23 protein-coding genes are annotated in these 22,845 nt (G+C 34.6%); 18 read left to right on the top strand and 5 right to left on the bottom strand.

Annotated elements, in window-relative coordinates:
- Positions 1-80: 80 nt before the first annotated feature.
- On the top strand, positions 81-731 hold the full coding sequence (upp, locus tag EG344_RS15590; protein ID WP_123910197.1) for a uracil phosphoribosyltransferase: 651 nt from the start codon (positions 81-83) through the stop codon (positions 729-731).
- 2 nt (positions 732-733) lie between these two features.
- Here the strand turns inward: upp and EG344_RS15595 are convergent, their stop codons facing one another.
- The 3 genes from EG344_RS15595 to EG344_RS15605 all read right to left on the bottom strand — a co-directional run bounded on the left by EG344_RS15595 (position 734) and on the right by EG344_RS15605 (position 3,741).
- Positions 734-1,420 (bottom strand): alpha/beta fold hydrolase, encoded by a 687-nt coding sequence (locus EG344_RS15595; RefSeq protein ID WP_123910198.1) that lies wholly within the window; start codon positions 1,418-1,420, stop codon positions 734-736.
- Positions 1,421-1,556: 136 nt separating this feature from the next.
- Positions 1,557-2,210, bottom strand: coding sequence for a ComF family protein (locus tag EG344_RS15600; RefSeq protein ID WP_123910199.1), 654 nt, complete (start codon positions 2,208-2,210; stop codon positions 1,557-1,559).
- A gap of 58 nt (positions 2,211-2,268) precedes the next feature.
- On the bottom strand, positions 2,269-3,741 hold the full coding sequence (locus tag EG344_RS15605; RefSeq protein WP_123910200.1) for a helix-turn-helix domain-containing protein: 1,473 nt from the start codon (positions 3,739-3,741) through the stop codon (positions 2,269-2,271).
- Between the two features lie 127 nt (positions 3,742-3,868).
- On the opposite strand from EG344_RS15605, the gene aceB reads away from it, so the two are divergent.
- The 7 genes from aceB to EG344_RS15640 all read left to right on the top strand — a co-directional run bounded on the left by aceB (position 3,869) and on the right by EG344_RS15640 (position 11,381).
- Positions 3,869-5,443: a malate synthase A gene (gene aceB, locus EG344_RS15610; protein WP_123910201.1), complete on the top strand. Its 1,575-nt coding sequence runs from the start codon at positions 3,869-3,871 to the stop codon at positions 5,441-5,443.
- A 118-nt stretch (positions 5,444-5,561) separates the two neighbouring features.
- Positions 5,562-6,842: an isocitrate lyase gene (gene aceA, locus EG344_RS15615; protein ID WP_123910202.1), complete on the top strand. Its 1,281-nt coding sequence runs from the start codon at positions 5,562-5,564 to the stop codon at positions 6,840-6,842.
- 227 nt (positions 6,843-7,069) lie between these two features.
- Positions 7,070-7,645 carry an OmpH family outer membrane protein gene (locus EG344_RS15620; RefSeq protein WP_123910203.1) on the top strand — a complete coding sequence of 192 codons (576 nt, stop codon included), beginning with the start codon at positions 7,070-7,072 and terminating at the stop codon, positions 7,643-7,645.
- A gap of 139 nt (positions 7,646-7,784) precedes the next feature.
- Positions 7,785-8,186, top strand: coding sequence for an acyl-CoA thioesterase (locus EG344_RS15625; RefSeq protein ID WP_123910204.1), 402 nt, complete (start codon positions 7,785-7,787; stop codon positions 8,184-8,186).
- On the top strand, positions 8,176-8,559 hold the full coding sequence (locus tag EG344_RS15630) for a hypothetical protein (RefSeq protein ID WP_123910205.1): 384 nt from the start codon (positions 8,176-8,178) through the stop codon (positions 8,557-8,559). The genes EG344_RS15625 and EG344_RS15630 overlap by 11 nt, the downstream gene beginning before the upstream one ends.
- An 89-nt stretch (positions 8,560-8,648) precedes the next feature.
- The gene (locus EG344_RS15635) at positions 8,649-10,091 is read left to right on the top strand and encodes a serine hydrolase (RefSeq protein ID WP_123910206.1); all 1,443 of its coding nucleotides are present in this window, start codon (positions 8,649-8,651) and stop codon (positions 10,089-10,091) included.
- 48 nt (positions 10,092-10,139) lie between these two features.
- The gene (locus tag EG344_RS15640; RefSeq protein WP_164464449.1) at positions 10,140-11,381 is read left to right on the top strand and encodes an erythromycin esterase family protein; all 1,242 of its coding nucleotides are present in this window, start codon (positions 10,140-10,142) and stop codon (positions 11,379-11,381) included.
- Between the two features lie 305 nt (positions 11,382-11,686).
- On the opposite strand, the gene EG344_RS15645 is transcribed toward EG344_RS15640, so the two are convergent.
- A complete protein-coding gene (locus tag EG344_RS15645) occupies positions 11,687-13,153 on the bottom strand; it encodes a tetratricopeptide repeat protein (RefSeq protein WP_123910208.1) in 1,467 nt (488 codons plus the stop codon).
- A 269-nt stretch (positions 13,154-13,422) separates the two neighbouring features.
- Between EG344_RS15645 and EG344_RS15650 the strand changes: the two genes are divergently transcribed.
- The 4 genes from EG344_RS15650 (at position 13,423) to EG344_RS15665 (ending at position 16,485) form a co-directional block, all read left to right on the top strand.
- Positions 13,423-13,869, top strand: coding sequence for a 6-pyruvoyl trahydropterin synthase family protein (locus tag EG344_RS15650; protein WP_123910209.1), 447 nt, complete (start codon positions 13,423-13,425; stop codon positions 13,867-13,869).
- A 24-nt stretch (positions 13,870-13,893) separates the two neighbouring features.
- Positions 13,894-14,664, top strand: a complete 771-nt coding sequence (locus EG344_RS15655) for a UDP-2,3-diacylglucosamine diphosphatase (RefSeq protein WP_123910210.1) — start codon at positions 13,894-13,896, stop codon at positions 14,662-14,664.
- Positions 14,665-14,858: 194 nt separating this feature from the next.
- Positions 14,859-15,851 (top strand): acyl transferase, encoded by a 993-nt coding sequence (locus tag EG344_RS15660; RefSeq protein ID WP_123910211.1) that lies wholly within the window; start codon positions 14,859-14,861, stop codon positions 15,849-15,851.
- 88 nt (positions 15,852-15,939) lie between these two features.
- Positions 15,940-16,485 (top strand): hypothetical protein, encoded by a 546-nt coding sequence (locus tag EG344_RS15665; RefSeq protein WP_123910212.1) that lies wholly within the window; start codon positions 15,940-15,942, stop codon positions 16,483-16,485.
- Between the two features lie 251 nt (positions 16,486-16,736).
- On the opposite strand, the gene aqpZ is transcribed toward EG344_RS15665, so the two are convergent.
- Complete coding sequence (gene aqpZ, locus EG344_RS15670; protein WP_123860595.1) at positions 16,737-17,453, bottom strand: aquaporin Z; 717 nt, start codon at positions 17,451-17,453, stop codon at positions 16,737-16,739.
- 220 nt (positions 17,454-17,673) lie between these two features.
- Between aqpZ and EG344_RS15675 the strand changes: the two genes are divergently transcribed.
- The 6 genes from EG344_RS15675 to EG344_RS15700 all read left to right on the top strand — a co-directional run bounded on the left by EG344_RS15675 (position 17,674) and on the right by EG344_RS15700 (position 22,695).
- Entirely contained in the window at positions 17,674-18,294 is a 621-nt protein-coding gene (locus tag EG344_RS15675) for a DUF5715 family protein (protein ID WP_123910213.1), read from the top strand.
- Between the two features lie 64 nt (positions 18,295-18,358).
- The gene (locus tag EG344_RS15680; RefSeq protein ID WP_228412748.1) at positions 18,359-19,129 is read left to right on the top strand and encodes a hypothetical protein; all 771 of its coding nucleotides are present in this window, start codon (positions 18,359-18,361) and stop codon (positions 19,127-19,129) included.
- A 17-nt stretch (positions 19,130-19,146) separates the two neighbouring features.
- The gene (locus EG344_RS15685; RefSeq protein ID WP_123910215.1) at positions 19,147-19,770 is read left to right on the top strand and encodes a hypothetical protein; all 624 of its coding nucleotides are present in this window, start codon (positions 19,147-19,149) and stop codon (positions 19,768-19,770) included.
- 17 nt (positions 19,771-19,787) lie between these two features.
- Positions 19,788-20,552 carry a sensor histidine kinase gene (locus tag EG344_RS15690; protein WP_228412749.1) on the top strand — a complete coding sequence of 255 codons (765 nt, stop codon included), beginning with the start codon at positions 19,788-19,790 and terminating at the stop codon, positions 20,550-20,552.
- Positions 20,521-21,198, top strand: a complete 678-nt coding sequence (locus tag EG344_RS15695; protein ID WP_123910216.1) for a response regulator transcription factor — start codon at positions 20,521-20,523, stop codon at positions 21,196-21,198. Before EG344_RS15690 ends, EG344_RS15695 begins: the two co-directional genes overlap by 32 nt.
- Before the next feature lie 153 nt (positions 21,199-21,351).
- Positions 21,352-22,695, top strand: a complete 1,344-nt coding sequence (locus EG344_RS15700) for a T6SS phospholipase effector Tle1-like catalytic domain-containing protein (protein ID WP_123910217.1) — start codon at positions 21,352-21,354, stop codon at positions 22,693-22,695.
- Positions 22,696-22,845: the final 150 nt, after the last annotated feature.

Here is a 22,845-nt window from a genome sequence, read left to right on the forward strand (position 1 = left end):
CCAATCTGCAAATTCGTTTTTTAGTTGTAATTTTGCAGCAATTAATGTTTTACTAACTGTAATTAAAACCTAAAATCTTCATGCTTACTATTTTATCGCAAAATTTTTCCCTTGTTAATGAATGGATTAATGAACTTCGAAACGTTCAAGTTCAGCATGACCGAATGAGATTCCGAAGAAATATGGAAAGAATCGGAGAAATTGCGGCATTTGAAATCAGTAAAGGATTAGAAGTAAGAGATGTTGAAATCCAAACTCCTTTAGATACCATTAAAACTAGGGAAATTGCAGTACAACCAGTGATTACAACCATTTTAAGAGCGGGTGTTCCATTATTCGAAGGGATTCTTAACTATCTTGACAGAGCAGATTGTGGTTTCGTAGCAGCTTATAGAAAGCACGATGCCAATGATTATTTCTCTATCAAGCAGGATTATCTGACTTGTCCAAGTATTGAGGGCAGACCTTTAATCGTAGCAGACCCTATGTTGGCAACTGGAGCTTCTCTGATTGAAGCCATCAAAGATCTATTGACTAACGGAAGTCCAACTCAACTTCATATCGTAGCAGCTATTGCTTCAAGGCAAGGTGTTGAAACGGTCCAAAATGCTTATCCTGAAGCTCATATTTGGGTAGGAGCTATTGATGAAGAATTGACATCCAAAGGCTATATTACACCAGGATTGGGCGATGCCGGAGATTTAAGCTACGGAGAAAAACTTCAAAGGTAATGTTAGGAAAGATTCCAGAAATCTTTTATTAAATTCAACAATAAATTGGGTCGTACTTTATCCATGGGATGCTTTGTCTCAGGAAGTACGGCCAATTTTGCATTGGGAAGTTCTCTGTAAACGGTTGTACTTTCGTCAATAGTGACCATATTGTCTTTATCTCCTACCATAATCTGAACCGGAATATTAATGGCAGAAAGATTATTTTTCAATGGTGGATTTTTACCCAGATCAATCATTAAATCAGCAATAGCAGGAAGTAAGTGTTTCCATTTTGAACCATGTTGCTTCTCTAAAGTCTGAGCATAGTGAGGGATTTTTTCAAGAATAGCATCCGGATTAAGCATTTTACTTTCTTTTAAAGCTTGCTCCTCAGTCCAATCGAATTTTGTCCCCAAAGTCATAATCGAATGTACATTTTCAGGATGTTTCATGGCGTAGCAAAGAGCAGTATAACCACCCATGCTGTGTCCCAGGATATGCACATCCGTTAGATTGTTTTCTGTACAATATTCTGCTAACTCCTGGGTATATTTCTCTATATTAATTCCATCTGAAGGAAGTTCACTATTTCCATGTCCTGAAAATAAAGGGGTATGAATCGTAAAATAGGATGAAAGGTCATCCAGATAAGGGTTGAATATTTCGGAGTGACCTAAAGCTCCATGCAATAAAACCAAATTCGGCATGATTATTTGTTTTCCGGAAAATTAAGCAAAAGATTCGGAACACGAAAACGAAGGAATCATACCAGAATTTAGCCTTAAAGGGTTGGTAGATGTACAATAGAAACCTATAAGCTTTAAACTTTGATTCTTCACTTTTCTATACATCCATTGCTATCACCAGGACACTCACCGTATTATCTCCGGCATTTAAAATCTCCCAGGCAATAGAGGAAATCGTAGTTCCTGTTGTAAAAACATCATCAATGAGCAGAATATGCTTTCCCGTTATAGATTGGGTAATCGAAAAGGTATTGATCGTTTCCAATCTAAGCTTCTTATTCTTTAGCGCTTGGGCTTTGGAATAGTAGTTTCTCTTGATGATTTGATGATTAAACGGGATTTCATAATATTTTGAAAGGGTTTCTGTATACAAATGAAGCTGATTATAACCTCTTTCTCTCTGTTTTTTAGGGTGAAGAGGAACGCTGACCAGAAGATCCGGTTTTTGATCTTTAAAATCCAATCGCTCGGTAGTCCATTCTGCAATAATTTTTCCTGTAATTTCTCTGTTTCTGTATTTTAATTCATGAATAATTTTTCGGCTTAAGCTATCTTCCTCAAACTGAATAAGGGCATAAGTGTTTTCAACAGGAAAAAGAAGTTTGCATTTTTCCTTTACTGGATTATTTTCGAAATAATTGTAGTGTGTAAAATGAACTTGACCAAAACATAGATCACATATTAAGAGATCACTCTCAATAATTCTATTACAATGAAGGCACCGGTTGGGAAAGAGCAGATCTAATATCATAAGTGTGTTTTTACTAAGATATAAAATAGTTTTGAGTCTTTATACCCAAACCTTCAACTTAAAAATCCTTCTTTATCTTCTCAATGGCATTCTTCATGCTAAGGTTAAAATGTTCTTTTTCTAATCTAACCGGTGGCGCTTGTCTTACTTCACAGTCTGGGATACTGCAGGCTTCACAGGTAACTCCTACATTAATGGTCTTTAATGATGGAGATTTTATGAAGCTGATTTTTTTGATCGTTTGTGAGTTTAGTAAAATCCCAAGGCAATAACTTCTGTTGCTTCCATCAGAAAAAGGATTTTTCTGAGAGGTAGAAATAACCAGATAGCTTATTCCCTGATCTTTATAATGAGAAATCTGAGCATCCGTAAGAGTTTCATTTTCCTTTAAATGATGTAGGTTTTTTACAGCAATCCATCTTCTGCAATAATGTTCATTCATTGCATTGGCATGAGGAGCCTGTTGATGATTTAGATGAAGTTCTTTAAGAATTTGAATCTTTTCAGAGCCTTTCTTTTTAACCAGACATAAATAAAACAGATCCTTAATTCCCATTTCCGCAGAAAGAATATTGGTGAGTCGGTAATAAAAAGTTTCAGGTGAATGGGTAAAACTGTTAATGAGATTGGCAAAGTTCTCCGGTTCCCAGGTATTTTGCTGGAAAAATTCAGAGGCTTTTTCAATGGCTGGTTCTTTAGAAATTAATAAGGCGCCTGCAAAGTAAGAAGCATAAAAATTATTAAGGATTTCTTCAAAACTCCCAAAATCAAGCCATGAATAAGTGGTAGGACGAACTTTCAATTCCAAAACATTAAACCCTATTTCCTTTGCCAGGATAAATGTTTTCTGATCCTTTTCAAGCTTTTTATTCAGAAGTAATAATTTTTTTTCCGGAAAAAATAAGGATCGTAAATTATCCAGTGTTCCATATTTTTCAAAATCTTCCCATTGAATTGTATAACTAAATTTTTCAGTAAGAATGGTTTCCAGAATATCAGACTTTAAATCTTTATCAATTTGAAGATGATTTTCTTCCGTGAATAAACTTACTTTATCTTCAATTTCCGGAAAATAATTATCATACAATTCCTGAAAAGATCTCAAAACAGCAAAATAAAACCTTTCCTTTCCAAGATTGTAATTTTGGGAAATTTCTATCAGAGCATTGATAAAAGCGGTGACTTTTTTAGGGGCATCACTAATGATACTGATGAGATTATTTTTGTTGATCCCAAATAATTCCAAAGGAACTTCCTTGAAGAAATCAGATTGTAGAATTTCATTAAAAGGAGCAAGGCTTTTATCCAGTTTTGTAGAAACTAAATCATCAAAAGTACAGTTCAGTGCATCAGAAAGCTGGATGATCTTATCATGTTTTGGGTATTTCTTCCCGTTTTCAATCTCATTAAGGTAAGATTTTGATAATCCCGTCTTTACTGCAAGATCCTGTAGAGACCAGTTTTTCTTTTGTCTCTGTTGTTTCAGTTTTAGTCCGAAGACTGTTTTGATAAAGTCGCTTTCTGAATTCATTACTCAAATATAAATAATTAGATGCGATTATTCGCATAATAATTTTTAAATAAATTTAGCGAACGTTCGCTGTTTTATAAAAGTTTTTGTTTATGTTTGTAATATCAAATCACAAAATCAACATGTTATGGAAACTAAGACTCAATTAAAAATTACGGCTCAAGAGCAGTTTGAAGAAATTTTCACTCCCGATTTGATAGATTTCTTAATCGCATTACACCAGAATTTCAATCATACAAGAATAGCACTTCTGGAAGAACGAAAAAAAACGCAGAAAGAATTCGATCAGGGAATTCTTCCGAAATTTTTGAAGGAAACAGAAGAGATCAGAAATGGAAATTGGGTTTGCGCACCATTGCCGGAAGATTTATTAGACCGAAGAGTAGAAATTACAGGTCCGGTTGACCGTAAAATGATTATTAATGCGCTGAATTCCGGAGCCTTTACCTTCATGGCAGATTTTGAAGATAGTAGCTCGCCGACTTGGGAAAATGGTATGGAGGGACAAATTAATCTTTCCGATGCTATTAATAGAACCATTGATTTTACCAACGAAGCAGGAAAAGCTTATCAGCTGAATGAAAAGACAGCCGTTTTGTTAGTCCGTCCGAGAGGATTACATCTTCCTGAAAAACATATTAAGATTAATGATGAAGAAACATCAGGATCCCTGATAGATTTTGGAATTTACTTCTTCAAAAATGCAAAAAAGCTTCTGGAAAAGGGAAGTGGTCCATACTTTTATCTTCCGAAATTGGAACATTATAAAGAAGCAAGGTGGTGGAATGAAGTATTTGTCTTTGCTCAGGAATATTTGGGAATTCCACAAGGAACTATCAAAGCAACGGTTTTAATTGAAACCATTACAGCCTCATTTCAGATTGATGAAATTTTATATGAATTAAAAGAACACAGTTCCGGTTTGAACTGCGGAAGATGGGACTACATTTTCTCATATATCAAAAAGTTTAGAAACCTTCCGGAATTTATTGTTCCGGACAGAGATCAGGTAACAATGACCTCGCCTTTTATGAGTGCGTATTCAAAAAGAGTGATTGAAGGCTGCCACAAAAGAAATGTTCATGCGATGGGTGGGATGGCAGCGCAAATTCCTGTAAAAAATGATGATGAAGCCAATAATATTGCGTTCGAAAAAGTAAGAAGCGATAAAGAAAGGGAAGTAAAGAATGGCCATGATGGAACCTGGGTAGCACATCCTGCATTAGTTTCAGTAGCTAAAGATATTTTTGATGAATATATGCCTTCCAAAAATCAGATCGATAAAAAATTTGAATACAACATACAGGAAAGTAATCTGCTGGAAATCCCGAAAGGTGAAATTACAGAGAAAGGAGTAAGAAAGAATATCAATGTAGGAATCCTCTATCTCGAAAGCTGGTTGATGGGAACAGGAGCAGCAGCAATTTATAACCTGATGGAAGATGCCGCTACTGCTGAAATTTCAAGAACACAAATCTGGCAATGGCTGAAAAATGAAGCGGTATTAAGCGACGACAGAACATTAACCAGAAATATGGTTCTTCAATGGGAATCCGAAGAAATGGACAATATTGAAAAATATGTGGGAGAAGCCCGTTTTAAAAACGGAAAATTCAACCTTGCCAAAGAATTATTTAATGAATTGATCTTCTCAGAAAATTTTGAAGAATTTTTAACCCTGAAAGCATATCCTTTTATTTAGTTTGAGAGTAGAAGACTTGAGTGTTTAAGAGTTTTAATCTTACATCTGTTGATAATCACTCTAAACCTCGTATCCCGAATCTCGAACCCTATAACTCAACAAACAAAATCCAAATATTATGAAAACAAGACAAGAACAAATCCAGGCTCTAGAGCAAGATTGGCTGACAAACCCACGCTGGAATGGTGTAAAAAGACCTTATACCGCAGAAGAAGTTTTAAAACTTCGTGGCTCTTATACTATTGATTATACGATTGCAACAGAAATGTCTAAGAAATTCTGGGAGAAATTAAATACTCAGGATTATGTGGCAGGATTGGGAGCATTAACAGGTAATCAGGCTGTGCAGGAAGTGGATGCCGGTTTAGAAGCAATTTATCTTTCAGGATGGCAGGTAGCAGCAGATGCAAATCTCTCTGGGGAAATGTATCCCGATCAGTCTTTGTATCCAGCGAATTCAGTACCATCTGTAGTGAAAAAAATCAATAATGCTTTATTAAGAGCAGATCAGGTTCAGTCAGTAAGTGGAGCCGGAGATAAAGAATATCTAGTTCCCATTATCGCAGATGCTGAAGCCGGTTTTGGAGGAAACCTGAATGCATTTGAACTGATGAAGCAAATGATTGAAGCAGGAGCTGCCGGTGTACACTTTGAAGATCAGCTTTCCTCTGCAAAGAAATGTGGACATTTAGGTGGAAAAGTACTGGTGCCTACTCAGGAAGCCATTAATAAATTGATTGCAGCACGCTTGGCCGCTGATGTATTGGGAGTTCCAAGTCTTATTATTGCGAGAACAGATGCAGATGCTGCAGACCTACTCACTTCAGATATTGATGACAGAGATAAAAAATTTGTAACAGGAGAAAGAACTTCCGAAGGATTTTATGTAGTAAGAAATGGAGTAGAACAGGGGATAGACCGAGGATTGTCTTATGCACCTTACGCTGACCTGATCTGGATGGAAACTTCAAATCCGGATTTAGAGCAGGCTAAAAGATTTGCCGATGGAATTCATGCAAAGTTTCCCGGAAAAATGCTTGCATATAACTGCTCGCCTTCATTCAACTGGGCGGCTAAACTAAGTGTTGAAGAAATGTCTACTTTCCGTGAAGAGTTAGCTAAAATGGGATATAAATTCCAGTTTATTACATTGGCAGGATTCCATGCTTTGAATACGGCGATGTTTGAATTGGCTTTAGCCTATAAAGAGAAAGGAATGGCCGGGTATTCAGAACTTCAAGAGCGTGAATTTGCTTTACAGCAGAAAGGATTCAGGGCTGTAAAACATCAGTCCTTTGTAGGAACAGGATATTTTGATGAGGTTCAGAATATTGTTACCAACGGATCTTCAGCTACCGTAGCGATGAAAGATTCTACAGAGACGGCTCAGTTTCACTAAAGCTCAGTTTTTTGCATTATACATATTATCGAAGCTCTTCTCAATTTTTGGGGAGGGCTTTATGTTGAAGGAACTTTTGGTGATGAATGTTTTTGTATGATTTTTACACTGTTTTTGAATAGTTTTTATACTTTAAGTAAGGCTAAAAAATGAGGATGACCTTAAATGAAAAATTATACTATATTTGGACACGGAAAAAAAGAATTTTCGAAAAAGTATATATTATAATGAAACTAATTAAATTATTTTTTATTGCAGCAGGATTAACTTTAACGGCTAATACTGTAAATGCTCAACAGAAGATCGGAAGTGTAAATACTGCAGATATTTTTGACAATATGGCTGAAGTAAAAACAGCTGGCGAATCTATTGATAATCTGACTAAAACAAAACAGTCTGAAATTGACAAACTGATTAATGAATATCAGACAAAGCTGAAAGTAGCACAGGATAAAGAAAAAACATTCAACGATACTAATAAAGAAGCTTTAACTAAAGAACTGATTGCAGCACAGACGGAATTAGACAATTTGGGTAAAAAAATTGAAGAGGCAAGAGCACAGGCAGCTAAAGAAATTTCTGCTAAGCAGGGCGAACTGTTTACTCCAATACAACAAAAAATAAAAACAGCTATTTTTACAGTGTCGAAAGAAAGAAACTTAAGCTTTGTATTTGATATTGCCACGCAGGGAAGTAACCTTGTTTACACAGATGAAAGTGAAGATATTACTGCACAAGTAAAAGCAAAATTAGGAGCTACAGCAACAACTTCTAAACCTGCAGCAGGAAAAGCTAAAAAATAATTTCAATGTATTGAATACTATAAAACGGAATCAGATTTATCTGGTTCCGTTTTTCTTTACCATAAATAGTTTTTTTTGCACGGAAAGCATTGGAAATCTTTTATTTTAAATCATAAATTTGGGTAAATATTTCAACAAGATGGATTTAGTGTATGAAAAACAGATTAAAGTGACAGAACAACATATCGATCAGAATAACCACGTCAATAACGTGCAATATGTACATTGGGTAGAAGAAGTAGCAGCAGAACACTGGAATCTTTTAAAACAGAAAACTGAATATGAGAATGATGCCTGGATGCTTCTGGATCATCATATTCGTTACAAAAAACAAGTATATCTCAATGATATAATTACAGTAAAAACTTATCCGCAAAACCCGGAAGGAGCTAAGCAGCCAAGGAAAGTAGAATTCTATTGTAATGACGAACTGGTAGTGGATTCAAGTACACTTTGGGTGCTATTTGATACAAATGCAAAGAAGATTAAGAGGCTGGAAAACAATTGGCTGGAAAAATTAAAAAAGCAGAGTGAAGAATAAATTAAGAAAAATAATTATAAATCAGAGAGCGTATTTATATTCTGTTACCGATCAATTTCATGCCGAAACGGAAACCAATACGCTTACTGTAAAGATATTTTTAAATGGTGAAAAACAGGCTCCCTTAATCATTGATTTTCTAACCTTTGATGATTATATTATGGGGCAGCCTCTGAAATCGGGAATCAGTTTGATGAATACCAAAACAAATTCCATAGAAGTGGTCAATATCAATGAACCCCAATATATACATCAATTTATTTTACAGGGAATAGAAAAGGGTTGGACCGGAAAGAATAAGATAGAGAAACAAAATGGATTGAATTATTTAGCTGAGTTAGGGTACAAAATTGAACCATTACAGCCTAATTGAAATTTACCGAATCATTTATCAAAAAAATAAAAAAAGATTGTAACATAATAAAGTTTTTTGTTGTCTTATGAATAATAGATGAACAAAGAATGAAACAATCCATTTTAACAGCTATATTTTTTAATGTATCCATTTTAGGATTCAGCCAGACAGCAGAACAGTCAAAAGCAATTGACAGCTATATAAAAGATGTTATCAAAATCAATGAAATTCCCGGAATGGCCGTAGGAATTGTAAAAAATGATAAGGTAACATTCCAGCAATACTACGGGCGTGAAAACCTGGAAAGTGATAAAAAAGTGGATTCCAAGTCCATGTTCAGGATATACTCCAATACAAAGCTGGTTGCTAATATTGGCCTTTTTAAACTTATTGAGGAAGGAAAATTGTCAGTAGATGATAAGATTTCAAAATTTATAGGCAATCTGCCAAAAGACTGGCAAAATATCCAGGTTAAGAATCTTCTTTCCCATTCTTCGGGACTTCCGGATATGGCTGATGTTAAAGATTTCTCAGAAAAAGCAACCCATAGTGAAGTCATTAGCCGTTTGTCTAAGGAAAAAAATGAATTTGAAGCTGGGGACCATTATCGGTACAATCAGACGAATTATCTGTTGATTACCATGATTATTGAAAAAATAACAGGAAAGACTTTTGAAGAGTATATTTTGGAAAACCAATTCCCGGACTCTCATAATCAGGTGGTTTTTTCATCCAATTCTATTGAGAAAATCCCTAATAGAGTAGGGAAATACAATTATAATCCGGAGAAGAAGCAGTATGAGAAATTAACCTCTATCGATGGAGTGAGATCTCATTCAGCGAATGGTTTGGCGGTTACACTTCCCGCTTTTTTACAGTGGAGCATCCATTTCAGTAAAAATGATTTTGTGAAACCGGAAACAAAAAAGATGATGTGGAAACCATTCCATTATAAAAATAATGACTGGGAATTCGGGCATGGTTGGGAAATTACAGATAACAATAATACAAAGTCATATGGTTTTTCTGGAGGAAATGTAAGTGCCTACAGTATTTTTCCGGATAGAAATTTGGCAATTGTTGTCATGTATAATGCAAATAAGGGATTTCCTGTGATGTATCAAATGGTGAATCATATTGCAGGAATTATAGATAAAAACCTGATGAATCCTTATATGCTGGCTGAAGAAATCACGATTGCAGAGCCTTTTGTTCATCCCAATCTGAAGAAGGAAATATATGGATACAGAATAGAAAATGACCAACTGATTTTTTCCTATCAATATCCTGAAAATTCTAGTACGGAATTCATTAAAAATATTTCTGTAGCAGGTGCATTTAACAATTGGAATATGAATGATCCTTCTTATCAGATGACTCCAAAAAAGGATAATGTCTTCGAGGTTGCATTGCCAAAATCCCAGTTTGAAAAAGGAAAAACTTATGGTTTTAAGTTTGTGATGAACAAAAATGGGTGGCTTACTATTCCTTACAATGCAGCCAATACCGACGGAACTCAGGATAATAATTTAGTCCTAACAATTGATTAAAAAGGGTTTAAAAATTTTAAAATATATTATATGTTAAATAGATACTTAATGATAGTCTTTCTATCATCTTCCTTAATGGTTTTTTCACAAAATACTAAAAACGAAATTCAAGTTCCCAAACAGTTTACAGATCATAAAAATATGGCTAAAGCTATAAAAAATATCGGTGAACAACTGAAGGATCATACCATAGTCGGACTGGGAGAAGGAACACACGGAACCAAAGAGTTTAATGAAATTAGAAGTGAGATATCAAAACAGTTAATTGGTAAAAATGATTTTAAAATTATAGCATTTGAAAGTGCCTATGGGGATGCTTCTTTTCTGAATGAAGCTGTTAACTCGGAAGTTGATTTAAATATGGCCTTAAAAAAATATATAACTTCCATCTGGCAGACAAAAGAAATCTACAATCTGTTGACTTGGATCAGAGATTATAATAAAAATCATAAAGACAAAGTAATTATTTCCGGGTTCGATACAGATGTTCTGACAAATAGTGCGGAAATTTTGAAGAAATCTGTTGGTTTAGGAGAAGAATACACCGCGATAGCAAATGAGATTAAACTAAAAGCCGGGTCACAGGATGAAATGTGGGAAAAACAGAATGACCCTTCTTTTAAATTAGACATGAAAGCAGTCATAAAAAATGGAACAGAAGGATTTTTATTAGTTAAAAAAGTAGACAGTTTGTATGGAAAAAAAATGGATCAGAGCTCAAAACTGGCTTTATACAACCTTGAACAAGGGTTTAAAATTCCTTATGAAGCAAGTAAAAAAAATTATGATGTTTCCAGAGACCTTATTATGGCTGAAATGATCGGGAAGATTCAAACTACCTATAATAAAAAAATGATTCTTTTTGCCCATAACGGTCATATTGCTCTCAAACCGGTTCTGGTAGATGGAATGGGGGGATACATTAAAGAAAAATATGGAAAAAAGTATTATGCATTAGCAACTTCTACCTCTTTTGGAAACTACAGTGCTACCACTGATCCACGTGCAGTGAAAAGTAATAAATATACATCATATCAACTCCCAAATCCATTGGAAAACAGTTGGGAGGTGAAGCTGGGGAATCATCATTATGAAAATTATTTTGTGAATTTTAATGAAAGCTCAGAAAAAATATACGGACAAGCTTTTAAAATGAGATTTGTAGGGTATGGTCCTATCACTCCTGCAACAGAGAAATTTACAATCACAGAGCCTCTAAAGCTTAATGAGTGTTTTGATGGAATTGTTTTCATAAAACAAACCAATGCCTCAGAACATTTAGTGAATTAATTAAGTTTTAATTGACTTTCAAAAATATCGATTTAATTAATAACCATATTGAAATAAGTCCTGTCAAATTCTATAATATCTTGCAGAGTATACAGTAAATCTCTTTATCTCATCGAACCCCGTAGTCTATTAACCATTGGACAAACAGGCTCGTATCTCTAGGTTTATGGAAGTGATTGCTACAATCTTCTTCGCTTCTAAAATACGCCGTAAAACTAAATGTGTCTATTGTAAATTATTGATTAATAATTAAATATGAAAATATTATTATCAATTATGGATATTCAGGCAAGTATAAGTTCTTTCTATAAGTTCATTAAAAATTCGTTTAGGTCCACAGAAGATTTCACATTTAGTTTTTTACGGATACGGTATTTTCTGTTTTCCACTGTACGGATGGATGCATGGGTGTAGTAAGCTATTTCTTTTGCGGTAAAGTTCAGATGCATCATAGCGCAGCATTTAAGATCATCGGAAGTCAGTTCCGGGGCAATTGTTTCCAGTTTTTTGAAAAGATCAGGATAAAGTTCCTTGTATTTTTTTAAGAAAACGGGCTGATCCTCTCTGGCATAGCGCAAAATGTCATCTATAGAATCCTTTTGGATCTCATCCTCCAATGTATTGATCTTGTTTTGTTTTTCTTGGATTATTTCTTCTTTTTCCCTGGTAGTAAGCTTCAGCTTATATAGACGTCTGTAATATCTTATCAGTATAAAGAGGAATATCAATAATAAAAGAATGGAGACACCGGTAACAATAAGATACTTTCTTTTTTCTCTGAGCTGCTTATCCTTCGCATCTTTTTCAAGGGAATTTAATACTGTTTCCTGTTCTGAAATATTTATTACTCTTAGGCTATCGTTTAATTTTTCGGCATTTTCATCAGCAATCTTATAATTCTCAAAGTCATTTTTTGCTTTATAAGATGCTTTCAGGGCATTATAAATATCTGCTAAAAATTTTTTATCGCCTATCGCCATAGCAGACTTTAAAGCTTTCAGTTGATAGATTATTGCACTATCCTGCTTATTTTGATTGTGATAAATTTCTCCAAATCCCATATTGATATGAGCGCTGATATAATTATCTTCGGCACCATTGAGTGTTGTTATTGCTTTTCTCAGTAGTTTTTTTGCCTGCTCACCATTTCCCTTATAGTTTTCGATGCGGCTCCGGCCTATGTATGCCATACGAAGTGTTCTTTTGTCCCCGGAAAGTTCTGCTTCTTTAAGAGATTGCATAGAATAGCGGTCTTCTTTATCCTGGTTATTGGCATACATTGAAATCTGTAGTCCCTGTGCATAGAGCTGGGCTTTGGTTTTGTGGTCGTCCGGGGCCAGTTCTTTTACTGCCTCATCCAATAAGCTGAATGCTCGATTTGTAAATCCACGTCTGGAATATACCATAGCAAGCAGTCCCATAGCTTTTGCTTTGATCGTTTTATTATTATATTTCTCGGCTTCTTCAATCGCTCTTTGAGAATAAATACTGGAACTGTCATTTTTATTGGTAAAATAAAAGCAATAAGCTTGATAATACAGACATTCGGTAGCAACATCTCTGATGTTTTCTTGTATCGCTTTTTTGCGTAATGTTTCAAACTTATCAATATATTTCTTGGGAGCATCACCAAAATCTTTGGCATACTGCATCAGTTCTTTTTTATACTGCTCTTGTTTATCAGGTATTGTATTTTCAGACTGATATGCTTTTACAACGCACAGGAAAAAAAGAAAAAAAACGAATATTATTTTATACGCCTGGTTTTTCATTGTATTAAGAATTTAAATTTCAATAAATAAACCAATAGTCTTTCGGGAACTGTAATTAAAATACTTTTAAGAAATCAATTCTGATCAAGATTATTACATACTTCAAAGTTAATTATTTAAAAAATAATAATCAATCCCTTCTTTGGTATTACTACGGGATATATATTGTAAAAAAGGCTCCGAATTATGAGTATGGTCAGGTAAAATATAAGGATTTTTCTTTTCCGAACATCATTTTACACTCATCTCAAATTCCTTATCTTTGCACTATGATACGTATTACAAAAATTTTTACATTCGAAACAGCTCACGTACTGTACAACTATGATGGGAAATGTAAAAATATGCATGGACATTCCTATAAGCTGTTTGTAACAGTGAAAGGAAAGCCGATTAATGATATTGATAACCCTAAAAACGGGATGGTAGTTGATTTCGGAGATATCAAAAGTATCGTAAAATCTGAGATCGTAGACGTTTGGGATCATGCAGTGCTTTTAAATGCCCTGTCTCCTCATAAAGAATTGGGTGAGGATCTTGAACAGAAAGGGCATAAGGTAATCTATTGCAGCTTTCAGCCCACCTGTGAAAATATGCTGTATGCCATTGCAGCCAAAATAAAATCAAGACTTCCGGAAGGAATTTCTTTGGCTTATCTTAAACTTCACGAGACAGAAAACTCTTATGGAGAATGGTTTGCAGAAGACAATCAATAATTATTATCTCATAAAGCTCAGAAGGTGTTAAAAACAACAATTAATTTAGAACCTGGAAAAAAAGTATATTTTGCTTCAGATCAGCATTTCGGTGCACCTACTCCTAAAGAAAGTAAGGTACGTGAAGAAAAATTTATACGATGGATGGATCAGATCAAAGAAGATGCTCAGGTTTTATTTTTAATGGGTGATCTTTTTGACTTCTGGCATGAGTGGAAACATGTGGTACCTAAAGGATATATCCGTGTTCTAGGGAAAATTGCAGAGCTGAAAGACAGAGGAATCCATATTTATTTTTTTGTGGGAAATCATGATCTTTGGATGAAAGATTATCTCGAAGAGGAAATTGGATGCACGGTTTTTTACCAGAAGCAATATTTTGAAATGGGTGGGAAACAGTTTTTGCTGGCTCATGGAGATGGTCTCGGACCTGGTGACAAAGGATATAAGAGAATGAAAAAAGTTTTTACCAATCCGGTGGCAAAATGGTTTTTCAAATGGCTTCACCCTGATATCGCTATGAAAGTGGCCTTGTATCTTTCTCAAAAAAATAAAATGATCTCAGGAGAAGAAGACAAAGCATTCTTAGGAGAAGATAAGGAATTCCTTATCATTTATTCGAAGGAGAAGCTGAGGACCCAAAAGATTGATTATTTCGTATATGGGCACCGTCACCTTCCTATGGTATTAGATTTAGAACAAAATTCAAAATACATCAATTTGGGAGACTGGATTTCCTATTTTACCTATGGCGTTTTTGAAAAAGACTTTGAACTGAATACTTTCGAGAAATAAAACAAAAAAATTACCCCTAAAAAGAGGTAATTTGAGAATGAGTGGGGGACTCATTCTGTTTTTAATCCATATTCCAATGAAGTACTTGCAAGAAGTTTACCAAAGTCAGGTTCTCATATTAAAAAAACATTAAATAAAAATATTTTATTCCAATAATTGCTTTACACTGAAGTAATAAGACGATTGAAAAAATTATGGAGACGAAAAATATATTCAACATACAGACTGAACAGGATTTCCTGAATGCATCATTGAAAACATTTCGTTATCAGTATGAAAATGTTGAGATATATAGGAAGTTTGTAGATTTTTTAAACATCAGTCCGGATGAGGTTGATGATCTGTCGAAAATTCCCTTTCTTCCGATTGAAATGTTTAAAAACCATCAGATTCTGGATAGAAATGTGACTACAGATTTATTTTTTCAGAGTTCAGGGACCACACAGATGAATCTTTCAAAGCATTTCATAGCCAATACGAATTTGTATGAAGAAAGTATTTACAAAAGCTTCGAACAATTCATTGGTAAACCAGAAGATTTTATTTTCCTTGGACTACTTCCAAGTTATCTGGAAAGACAGAATTCATCACTGATTTATATGGTGGATTATCTGATGAAAAAATCTGAAAAGCCTGAAAACGGGTACTTCCTTTACAATCATTCCGATCTTTTCAATCTTTTAAACCAATTACAGGATAAAAAAGTAATTCTTTTCGGAGTTTCCTTTGCGTTGTTAGACTTCTTAGACTACTGTCATTCTGAGCGAAGTGAAGAATCTCTAAAGGTTCTTGAAAACCTAATCGTTATAGAAACCGGTGGGATGAAAGGACGAAAAGAAGAAATGACAAAAGACGAACTTTTGAAAACTTTACAGGAAGGATTCAAAACAGATAAAATCTACTCAGAGTATTCAATGACAGAGTTGTTGTCTCAGGCTTATTCTCTTGGAAATAACGAATACCAGTGCCCTAGTTGGATGCGGATTAAGATCAGAAATGTAGAAGACCCTTTGTCCTATGAAAAAGAAGGAAGAACAGGTGCAATTAATATCATCGATTTGGCCAATACGCATTCTTGCTCCTTTATTGCTACCCAGGATTTGGGAAAAATAATAGGCGACAAATTTCAGGTGCTGGGAAGAATAGATCACTCTGATATCAGAGGCTGCAGCTTATTAGTGAGCTAAATAAAGCCAATTTCGGAATTCATCATGCAGGGTTTTGGATAGAGTTTCATATCTCATGTCTTAATATCTCCGATCTAAATATTATAGTATGCTAAAAATAGAAGAGCTTGTTCACGCCTATATTCATACCCACTGCGATTTTGAAAAAGAACTCGTACTCACCAACTATTTCCAGGCTGATTGGGAGGCGGATATTCTCATCATAGATGCTGAAGGAATGAGCCATGAAATTGAAATCAAGCTTTCAAAAAGTGATTTTAAAAATGACTTCAAAAAATCATATATTAATAAAGATTCAGGAGAAAAATTTCTGAAACACGATAAAGTTTCCTGTGGAGATTATGTCTGCAATGCTTTCAGTTTTTTATTACCCATGGGAATGGTAGATTCTGATACTATTCCGAAGCATTGCGGTATTATTGAGTTTTATCATAATGCAGATACCTGGGATACGGAGTTTTATCTCATCCGTCCACCCAAAAGGCTCCACGAAGATTCTTACTGGAAGTTGAATGATAAAGATCTTTTTATCAGAAAAATGGCATTGAACTTACTTCAACGTAAAATGGAAATCAAAGGAAAGCATGAAGAACTCATTTTCAAAAATCCTTTTGATCTTAAAAATAAGAAGTAAGAAAATATTTTATTCCAAGATCGAAAGGAATTGATTAGGAGCTGAATATAAACCTAACAGGTTTTGTAATATTTTCATCAGTTGAAAGAAAATATGTATTATTTTTTACCACATAGGGGCATAGCTAAAGTCCTTTATTAATAATGAAGTCGTTTTTTTACCTCCATAAAATAAAATCAAGCTCTTACATAGCGTAAAAAAAATCCCGTCATCAGACAGGATTTTATAGATATTTATAATTCTAAAATTTATTAGTCGGTTACTTCTTCAGTATCTCTCTGAAGTAAGAATTTGTAGATTAATCCACCTACAATTCCACCAAGAATTGGAGCTACCCAGAACAGCCAAAGTTGTGACATAGCCAATCCGCCTGTGAAAACTGCTTGTGAAAGAGATCTGGCCGGGTTTACAGAAGTATTCGTAATGGGAATAGAGATCAGGTGAATCAAAGTAAGAGCAAGACCAATGGCGATACCAGCAAATTTACCATTAGCCCATTTATCCGTTGCACCCATAATAACAATAAGGAAGAAAGCTGTTAGTAAAAATTCCGCAAGGAATGCTGCACCCATGCTGAATGCTTTTCCGTTGTAGACCGCTTCTCCATAGAAATTGGTAGCAAATGCTCCCGGTTTTGAGAAATCTACAACTCCGGCTCCGTTAAGGATTGTGTATAGACATCCTGCAGCAACAATAGCACCAAGACATTGCGCTACGATATAAGGGATAAGGTCTTTTGCAGAAAATCTTCCCCCCGCTAAAAGTCCGAAAGAAACTGCCGGGTTGAAGTGACCGCCTGAAATATGTCCTACAGCATATGCCATGGTAAGAACAGTAAGACCGAAGGCAAGAGCAACCCCTAAAAGTCCGATGCCAATATCAGGAACACCGGCTGCAAAAACAGCGCTCCCGCAACCTCCGAAAACAAGCCAAAATGTGCCGAAAAATTCAGCGAAAAGTTTTTTTATCATGTTGTTTATTTTAAAAATGTAACTCAAATGTAGAATTTATATCTTAAAGTAAAAAGTTAAAACTGAAAAAATATTTCAAAATTAGAGGAACAAAAATTGTAAATTCAACAAATTGGTTTGATGTTTGTTTGGGATTTGTCGGGATACGATTATCGTTGTTGCTAAATGAGCTGACATAATTGTTTTATCCTTCGTTAGTAATTTAAAGTGGTGGTTAATGAGAAAGTTTCTTTGCGTGGTTTTTGTACCTTTTATGTATAGTTTACATTATTCGCAGGCGGCCAAAAAAATGCTTCCCTGCTATGATCTTACAACTGTTTTGAAGGTTGAACCTACTGCACTTTACAAACCCCATCTGGATGCCTCCAAAAGTTTTGGAGTACACTTACTGAAGGACTCCAAGACTGTACAGAAATATATCAGCAACGGAAAATTTCATAAAATTAAGAAGTCCGGAAAAGGATATCAGGTACAAAAACTTGATTACAGTAAAGCTTATATGGTTTCTAAAGGAAAGACTACGCTGGAAAATATAGGTTCCAAATTCAGTAAGGCAACAAAAGGAGGCACATTCACTGTTTCATCCATTACCCGGACTCTGGAAGATCAATGCAGATTGAGAAGAGTCAATTCTAATGCTTCATTAGGAATCAGCTCCCACAACTATGGGAATTCCTTTGATATTTCTTATATACGATTTAATAATGTTCTAAAATACAATCCCAAGATGGAGGTAGCTTTGGAGAAAGTTTTAAAGCACTACGCGGATGCTGGTAGAATTTATTACATCAAAGAAAAACAACAAAGTTGCTATCATATTACAGTGCGTAATTATTAATTAAATTGCTACTTGCACAGCATGTTTAGTTTATATAATTTTATACAACTAAAAAACCATGCTTATGACAACATTAAACATCGTAGATTATTTGCTTCCTGTAGGAGATTGTAAAGCTGCTGCAGACGAATGGGAACTTTGCCGTTGCAATTTTTTCAAAATAAAAGATTTACTTCCTACTAATTATGTCTTTAATATTGCAGATGGCCCACTCAATTGGATGAAAAGTTATAAAGACTATCCTGAGTTCTGTGCAGCAATGGGAATTTGGAAAGATCAGGTAATCTTGATTTTTTACCCTATGAATGAGAAGGGAGACAGAATAGATCAAAAAGAATATCCTTTCAGTGTTCTTACTGAGCTTAATGAAGATGTAAAACTCCAGGAAGTTCAGGAATATACTATTGTTAAAAATGCCATTCTTTCGAAAGGACTTGAAAAAGTAGAGCAAAATTCAGATATGGCTTTCCCTATATCCAATAAACCTATTTTAGATCAGGATATTGCTATAGAAGCTATTGAAACCTGGAGAGAATCAGGAATGGATTGGTTTTATAAAGAGCATGAGGAATCTAAAGGATTGGGCATCTTTAAAAGATTTTATGTACCTACTGCAGATCTATGTCTTTCAGATCCTGGGCTGAGAGAAATTAAGTGTTCTTTCGGGCTTAAGTACAATAAAGTATATGGAAAAATGTTGGTAACTCTTATTTTCATTTCTTTCCGCGAAGATCTTCAAAACTCACAACGTGCAGAGACAATTTCCAATATGTATGACTGGGCAAAACCATGTCCACCTATCTGCCGTATACCAGGAATGGAAGGTGAATTTTAAAATAATAAATAAAAGGAATGGCAGATCTTTATAAGACGATTTTATTCCTAAACTACGGATTGCTTCTGGCTGTTATAGTGTTGGGAGCTATTAAATACCGCATATTAAATCTTAAGGAAAAGCAATATTTTTATTGTATTGCTTTTCTGTTTTTTATTGAATTACTGAATCTTGCTCTGCCTTACGTATTCAGGCTTAATGATACCTCATTTCTTTATCCGTTCTACATTGCCGGAGAGTTTTTTTTATTGACAGGCCTGTTTGTCAGAAAGCTGAATTGGCCTAAATATCTTTTAGGATTGGGAGCTGTAATTGCAGTGAGTTTTATGATCTCAAAATATAGTTTTGACTATCCTGTCAATGCCGATATTGCAAAGGTGGTTTCCAATATCATTATCATCTGCCTTTCAGGAGTTGCTCTGATTAATGAAATTAAAAAGACATCAGACCAGAATCGTTTTCTATGGGTAGATGCCAGTATTTTTTTCTATTATTCCGTTTCAGTATTTATTTTTATCATTCAGCATCAGATCGCCAATCTTTCAGAAAATAATTATTATATTCTTTTCAGTGCCAATAACGTGTTTTCAAGTATTTTATACTGTTCACTTATATACACCTTCATCCGATTAAAGAAGTAACCTTAAATATCAACCTTTTGATTCTTATAATTGTTACCATAGCAATTATAGTATCTTTTATTCTGCTTGCCTACAGAACTTTTATAAGCAGGATTATCAAGGAAAAAAATGTACAGCATGAAGCAGAAGTTCTTCATCAGAAAAAGCTGGCATTGGAAAACATCAAGGCCCAGGAAGAAGAACGTAAAAGAATAGCCGTGATGATTCACGATGATATAGGAAACAGACTCAATATCCTTTCCTTATGGCTTAATAATCTGGATACCAGGGGAGATGATTTGATTAAAAAAAATATTTACAGCCAGATGTCTTCACTGATTGATGCTGCCAGAAGTATTTCCCATTCATTATATCCTGTTAATCTTGAATCGGTGGGATTGGTTTTATATGTAGAAGAACTCATCGCCAACCTTTCTCACAAAATTAATATATCCATGCAGGTAATGCCCGGATATGAAAAGAAGGATCTCTTTGTAGAAGTACAGCTGTACCGGATCATTCAGGAGTTTACTACCAATGTCATTAAGCACTCAACAGCGACGGATCTTTGGATTTACATTAAAGATTATCCACAAAATATGGCGGTCGTTATTTCAGACAATGGACAAGGATTCGAATATGAAGAAGTGAAAAAAGGGATGGGAATTAAGAACATCGAATCCAGGATCAAATCGATGAATGCCCTTCATAAATGGAAAAAATCTTTTTTAAATAAAGGAAGTCGTTTAATCATTAAAATTCCGAAACATCATGAGTTCCCAAATCAAAATAGCACTGATTGATGATGAACAGCTAATCCTTGAAGGGGTAAAAATGCTGCTGTCCAATGAAAAAAATATATCTGTATGTCTCACTGCAGATAACGGACCTGATTTTATAGAATATCTGGAAAAACTTTCAGAAAAAGAATTTCCAGATATAGCATTGGTAGATATTCAGATGAAGCCGATGAATGGTTTTGAGCTGGTAGAAATTCTCAAAGAAAAATATCCGGATCTTAAAATCATTATTCTTTCTTCCCACTACAAAACATCCGTTTTAGGATATATGGTTAAGTTGGGCGTCTCAGCTTTCCTTCCTAAAAACTCAGATAAGAAAACCTTTATTGATGCCATTACGATGGTTGATAAAAATGGAGTTTACTTTACGGCTGAAGATCATCAGATGTTGTTTACCTATATGAACAGTTCAGCCAAGAAAAATTCACTCTTTGAAACTGAAGATGAGTTGTCTGAAAGAGAAAAAGATGTTGTAAAATTGATCTGCCAGGAATTTACAAACAATGAAATTGGTGAGAAACTTTTTATCAGCCCCAGGACCGTTGAAAGTCACAGACAACGTATTCTTGAAAAAATAGGTGCCAAAAATACTGTGGGAATAGTCATTTATGCTATTGTAAACAATATTTACTCACTCGAAAAAATTTGATTGGATTCCGTAGAAATACGGAATTTTTTATTTGGTACTTTTCACTCTAGTCAAACTGCTCTTTCTTCCGTTATTTTGGAATGTCTCTTTGAGGGATTTTAAATAAAAACATAAATGTACAGAGAAGATCTGTCATAAAAAATTAACAACAGAATGAATGACAGTAGAGTGATTTCCGTCGGAATTTTCTTTGACGGCACAGGAAATAATGGAGTAAATGCACTTTCAGCAGATAAACCACTGAATAATAATGAAAGCTATCATGGGGCATTTACCAATATCTATAAATTATACAAGTTATTTATCGGTAACGAAAAAATATATATTGAGGGAATAGGAACCGTTTCAGGCGGGGAGGATAGCAATTTTGCCATCACAACATGTGCCAATCCACCTTATGGAAAAGGATATTCTTCAGATGATAAACTTCAGAAAGCAGAAAACTTTGTACAGAAGATTATTCATGATGTAGACTGTGAATATCATTTTTATTTATATGGTTTCGGAAGAGGAGGAATGCTGGCCAGAACTTTTAGTCATTGGCTTTTCTCCAACTATTCTTTAGCTAAGATTAAAGTGAAGTTTTTGGGAGCTTTTGATACGGTAGAGTCCAAACCATTTAATACATATGATCTTAGTGGGGCTTATCATGTGGAAAATGTATTGCATATCTGTGCAATCAATGAATGCCGATTCTTTTTTCCACTGACGGGATTTTTTGAAAATTCAAAAATGATGCAGGATTATCAGTTCAGGAATACGACTGCCGTTTGGAAAGAAATTTTTGTTCCGGGAGCCCATGCAGATATTGGAGGTGGGTATCTGGAAGGACCACAATCTGTATATATATCTACAGATTTTGCCAATACAGAGGATCTGAAGAATTATGTTCAAAATATAAGAAGCAGAAAAGCGAATACTGAAGGAAATAAAATATGGAATGCCTTACTTTCCGGATTCGGAGTGGAAAGAAAAGATGCTTTTTCTAAAGCTTATGTCTGCAGAGATAAAGTTTACAATGAACTCTCAAAACTATATGGGAAACTGATGCTGAAAGAAACCAATGAAATTTCACCCGTTTTTACGTCAGGAAAAGATTTGGAGACAGATTATAGCAGACATCCTTTGTTAGAAAGTTTATATGAAGAAATGACGATGTATATAAAAGACCTTTCCCTAGATAAAAGACCAAAATACAATTACAGTAAACTGGCCGATTATATCCATATTGCTGCAAATTTCGGGCTTTATCACGATGGTTTATCAAAACGATCCGAATATGAAATGAATGTTGAACTTCTCAACAACGGACTGAATGTTTCAAGCAGTACTATTGTAGACCAAAACAGTCATGCAAGACTTTCTGCCGAACTTCATCTTCCTGAAGACAGTTTTGTAGCTGACTTTCTTTACGGAACAAGTGTTCCCAATAATGATATCTGGACTCGTTCAGTTATCAAGACTAAAACAACAAAACTGGATGAAATCAATAATTAATCTCACTTCTTTTTAGTTTTAAATTTAGGTTAGGGAGCATCGTTTTAGATGTTCCCTTTATCGATAATACCTCTTTTTAGAATTACTGAATTTTAAATTTCGTACATAATAGCATAGCTTCTGAATGTTTTTTAATAAACCTTACTGGAA

It is taken from the genome of Chryseobacterium sp. G0162 (assembly GCF_003815715.1).
Lineage (GTDB): Bacteria > Bacteroidota > Bacteroidia > Flavobacteriales > Weeksellaceae > Chryseobacterium.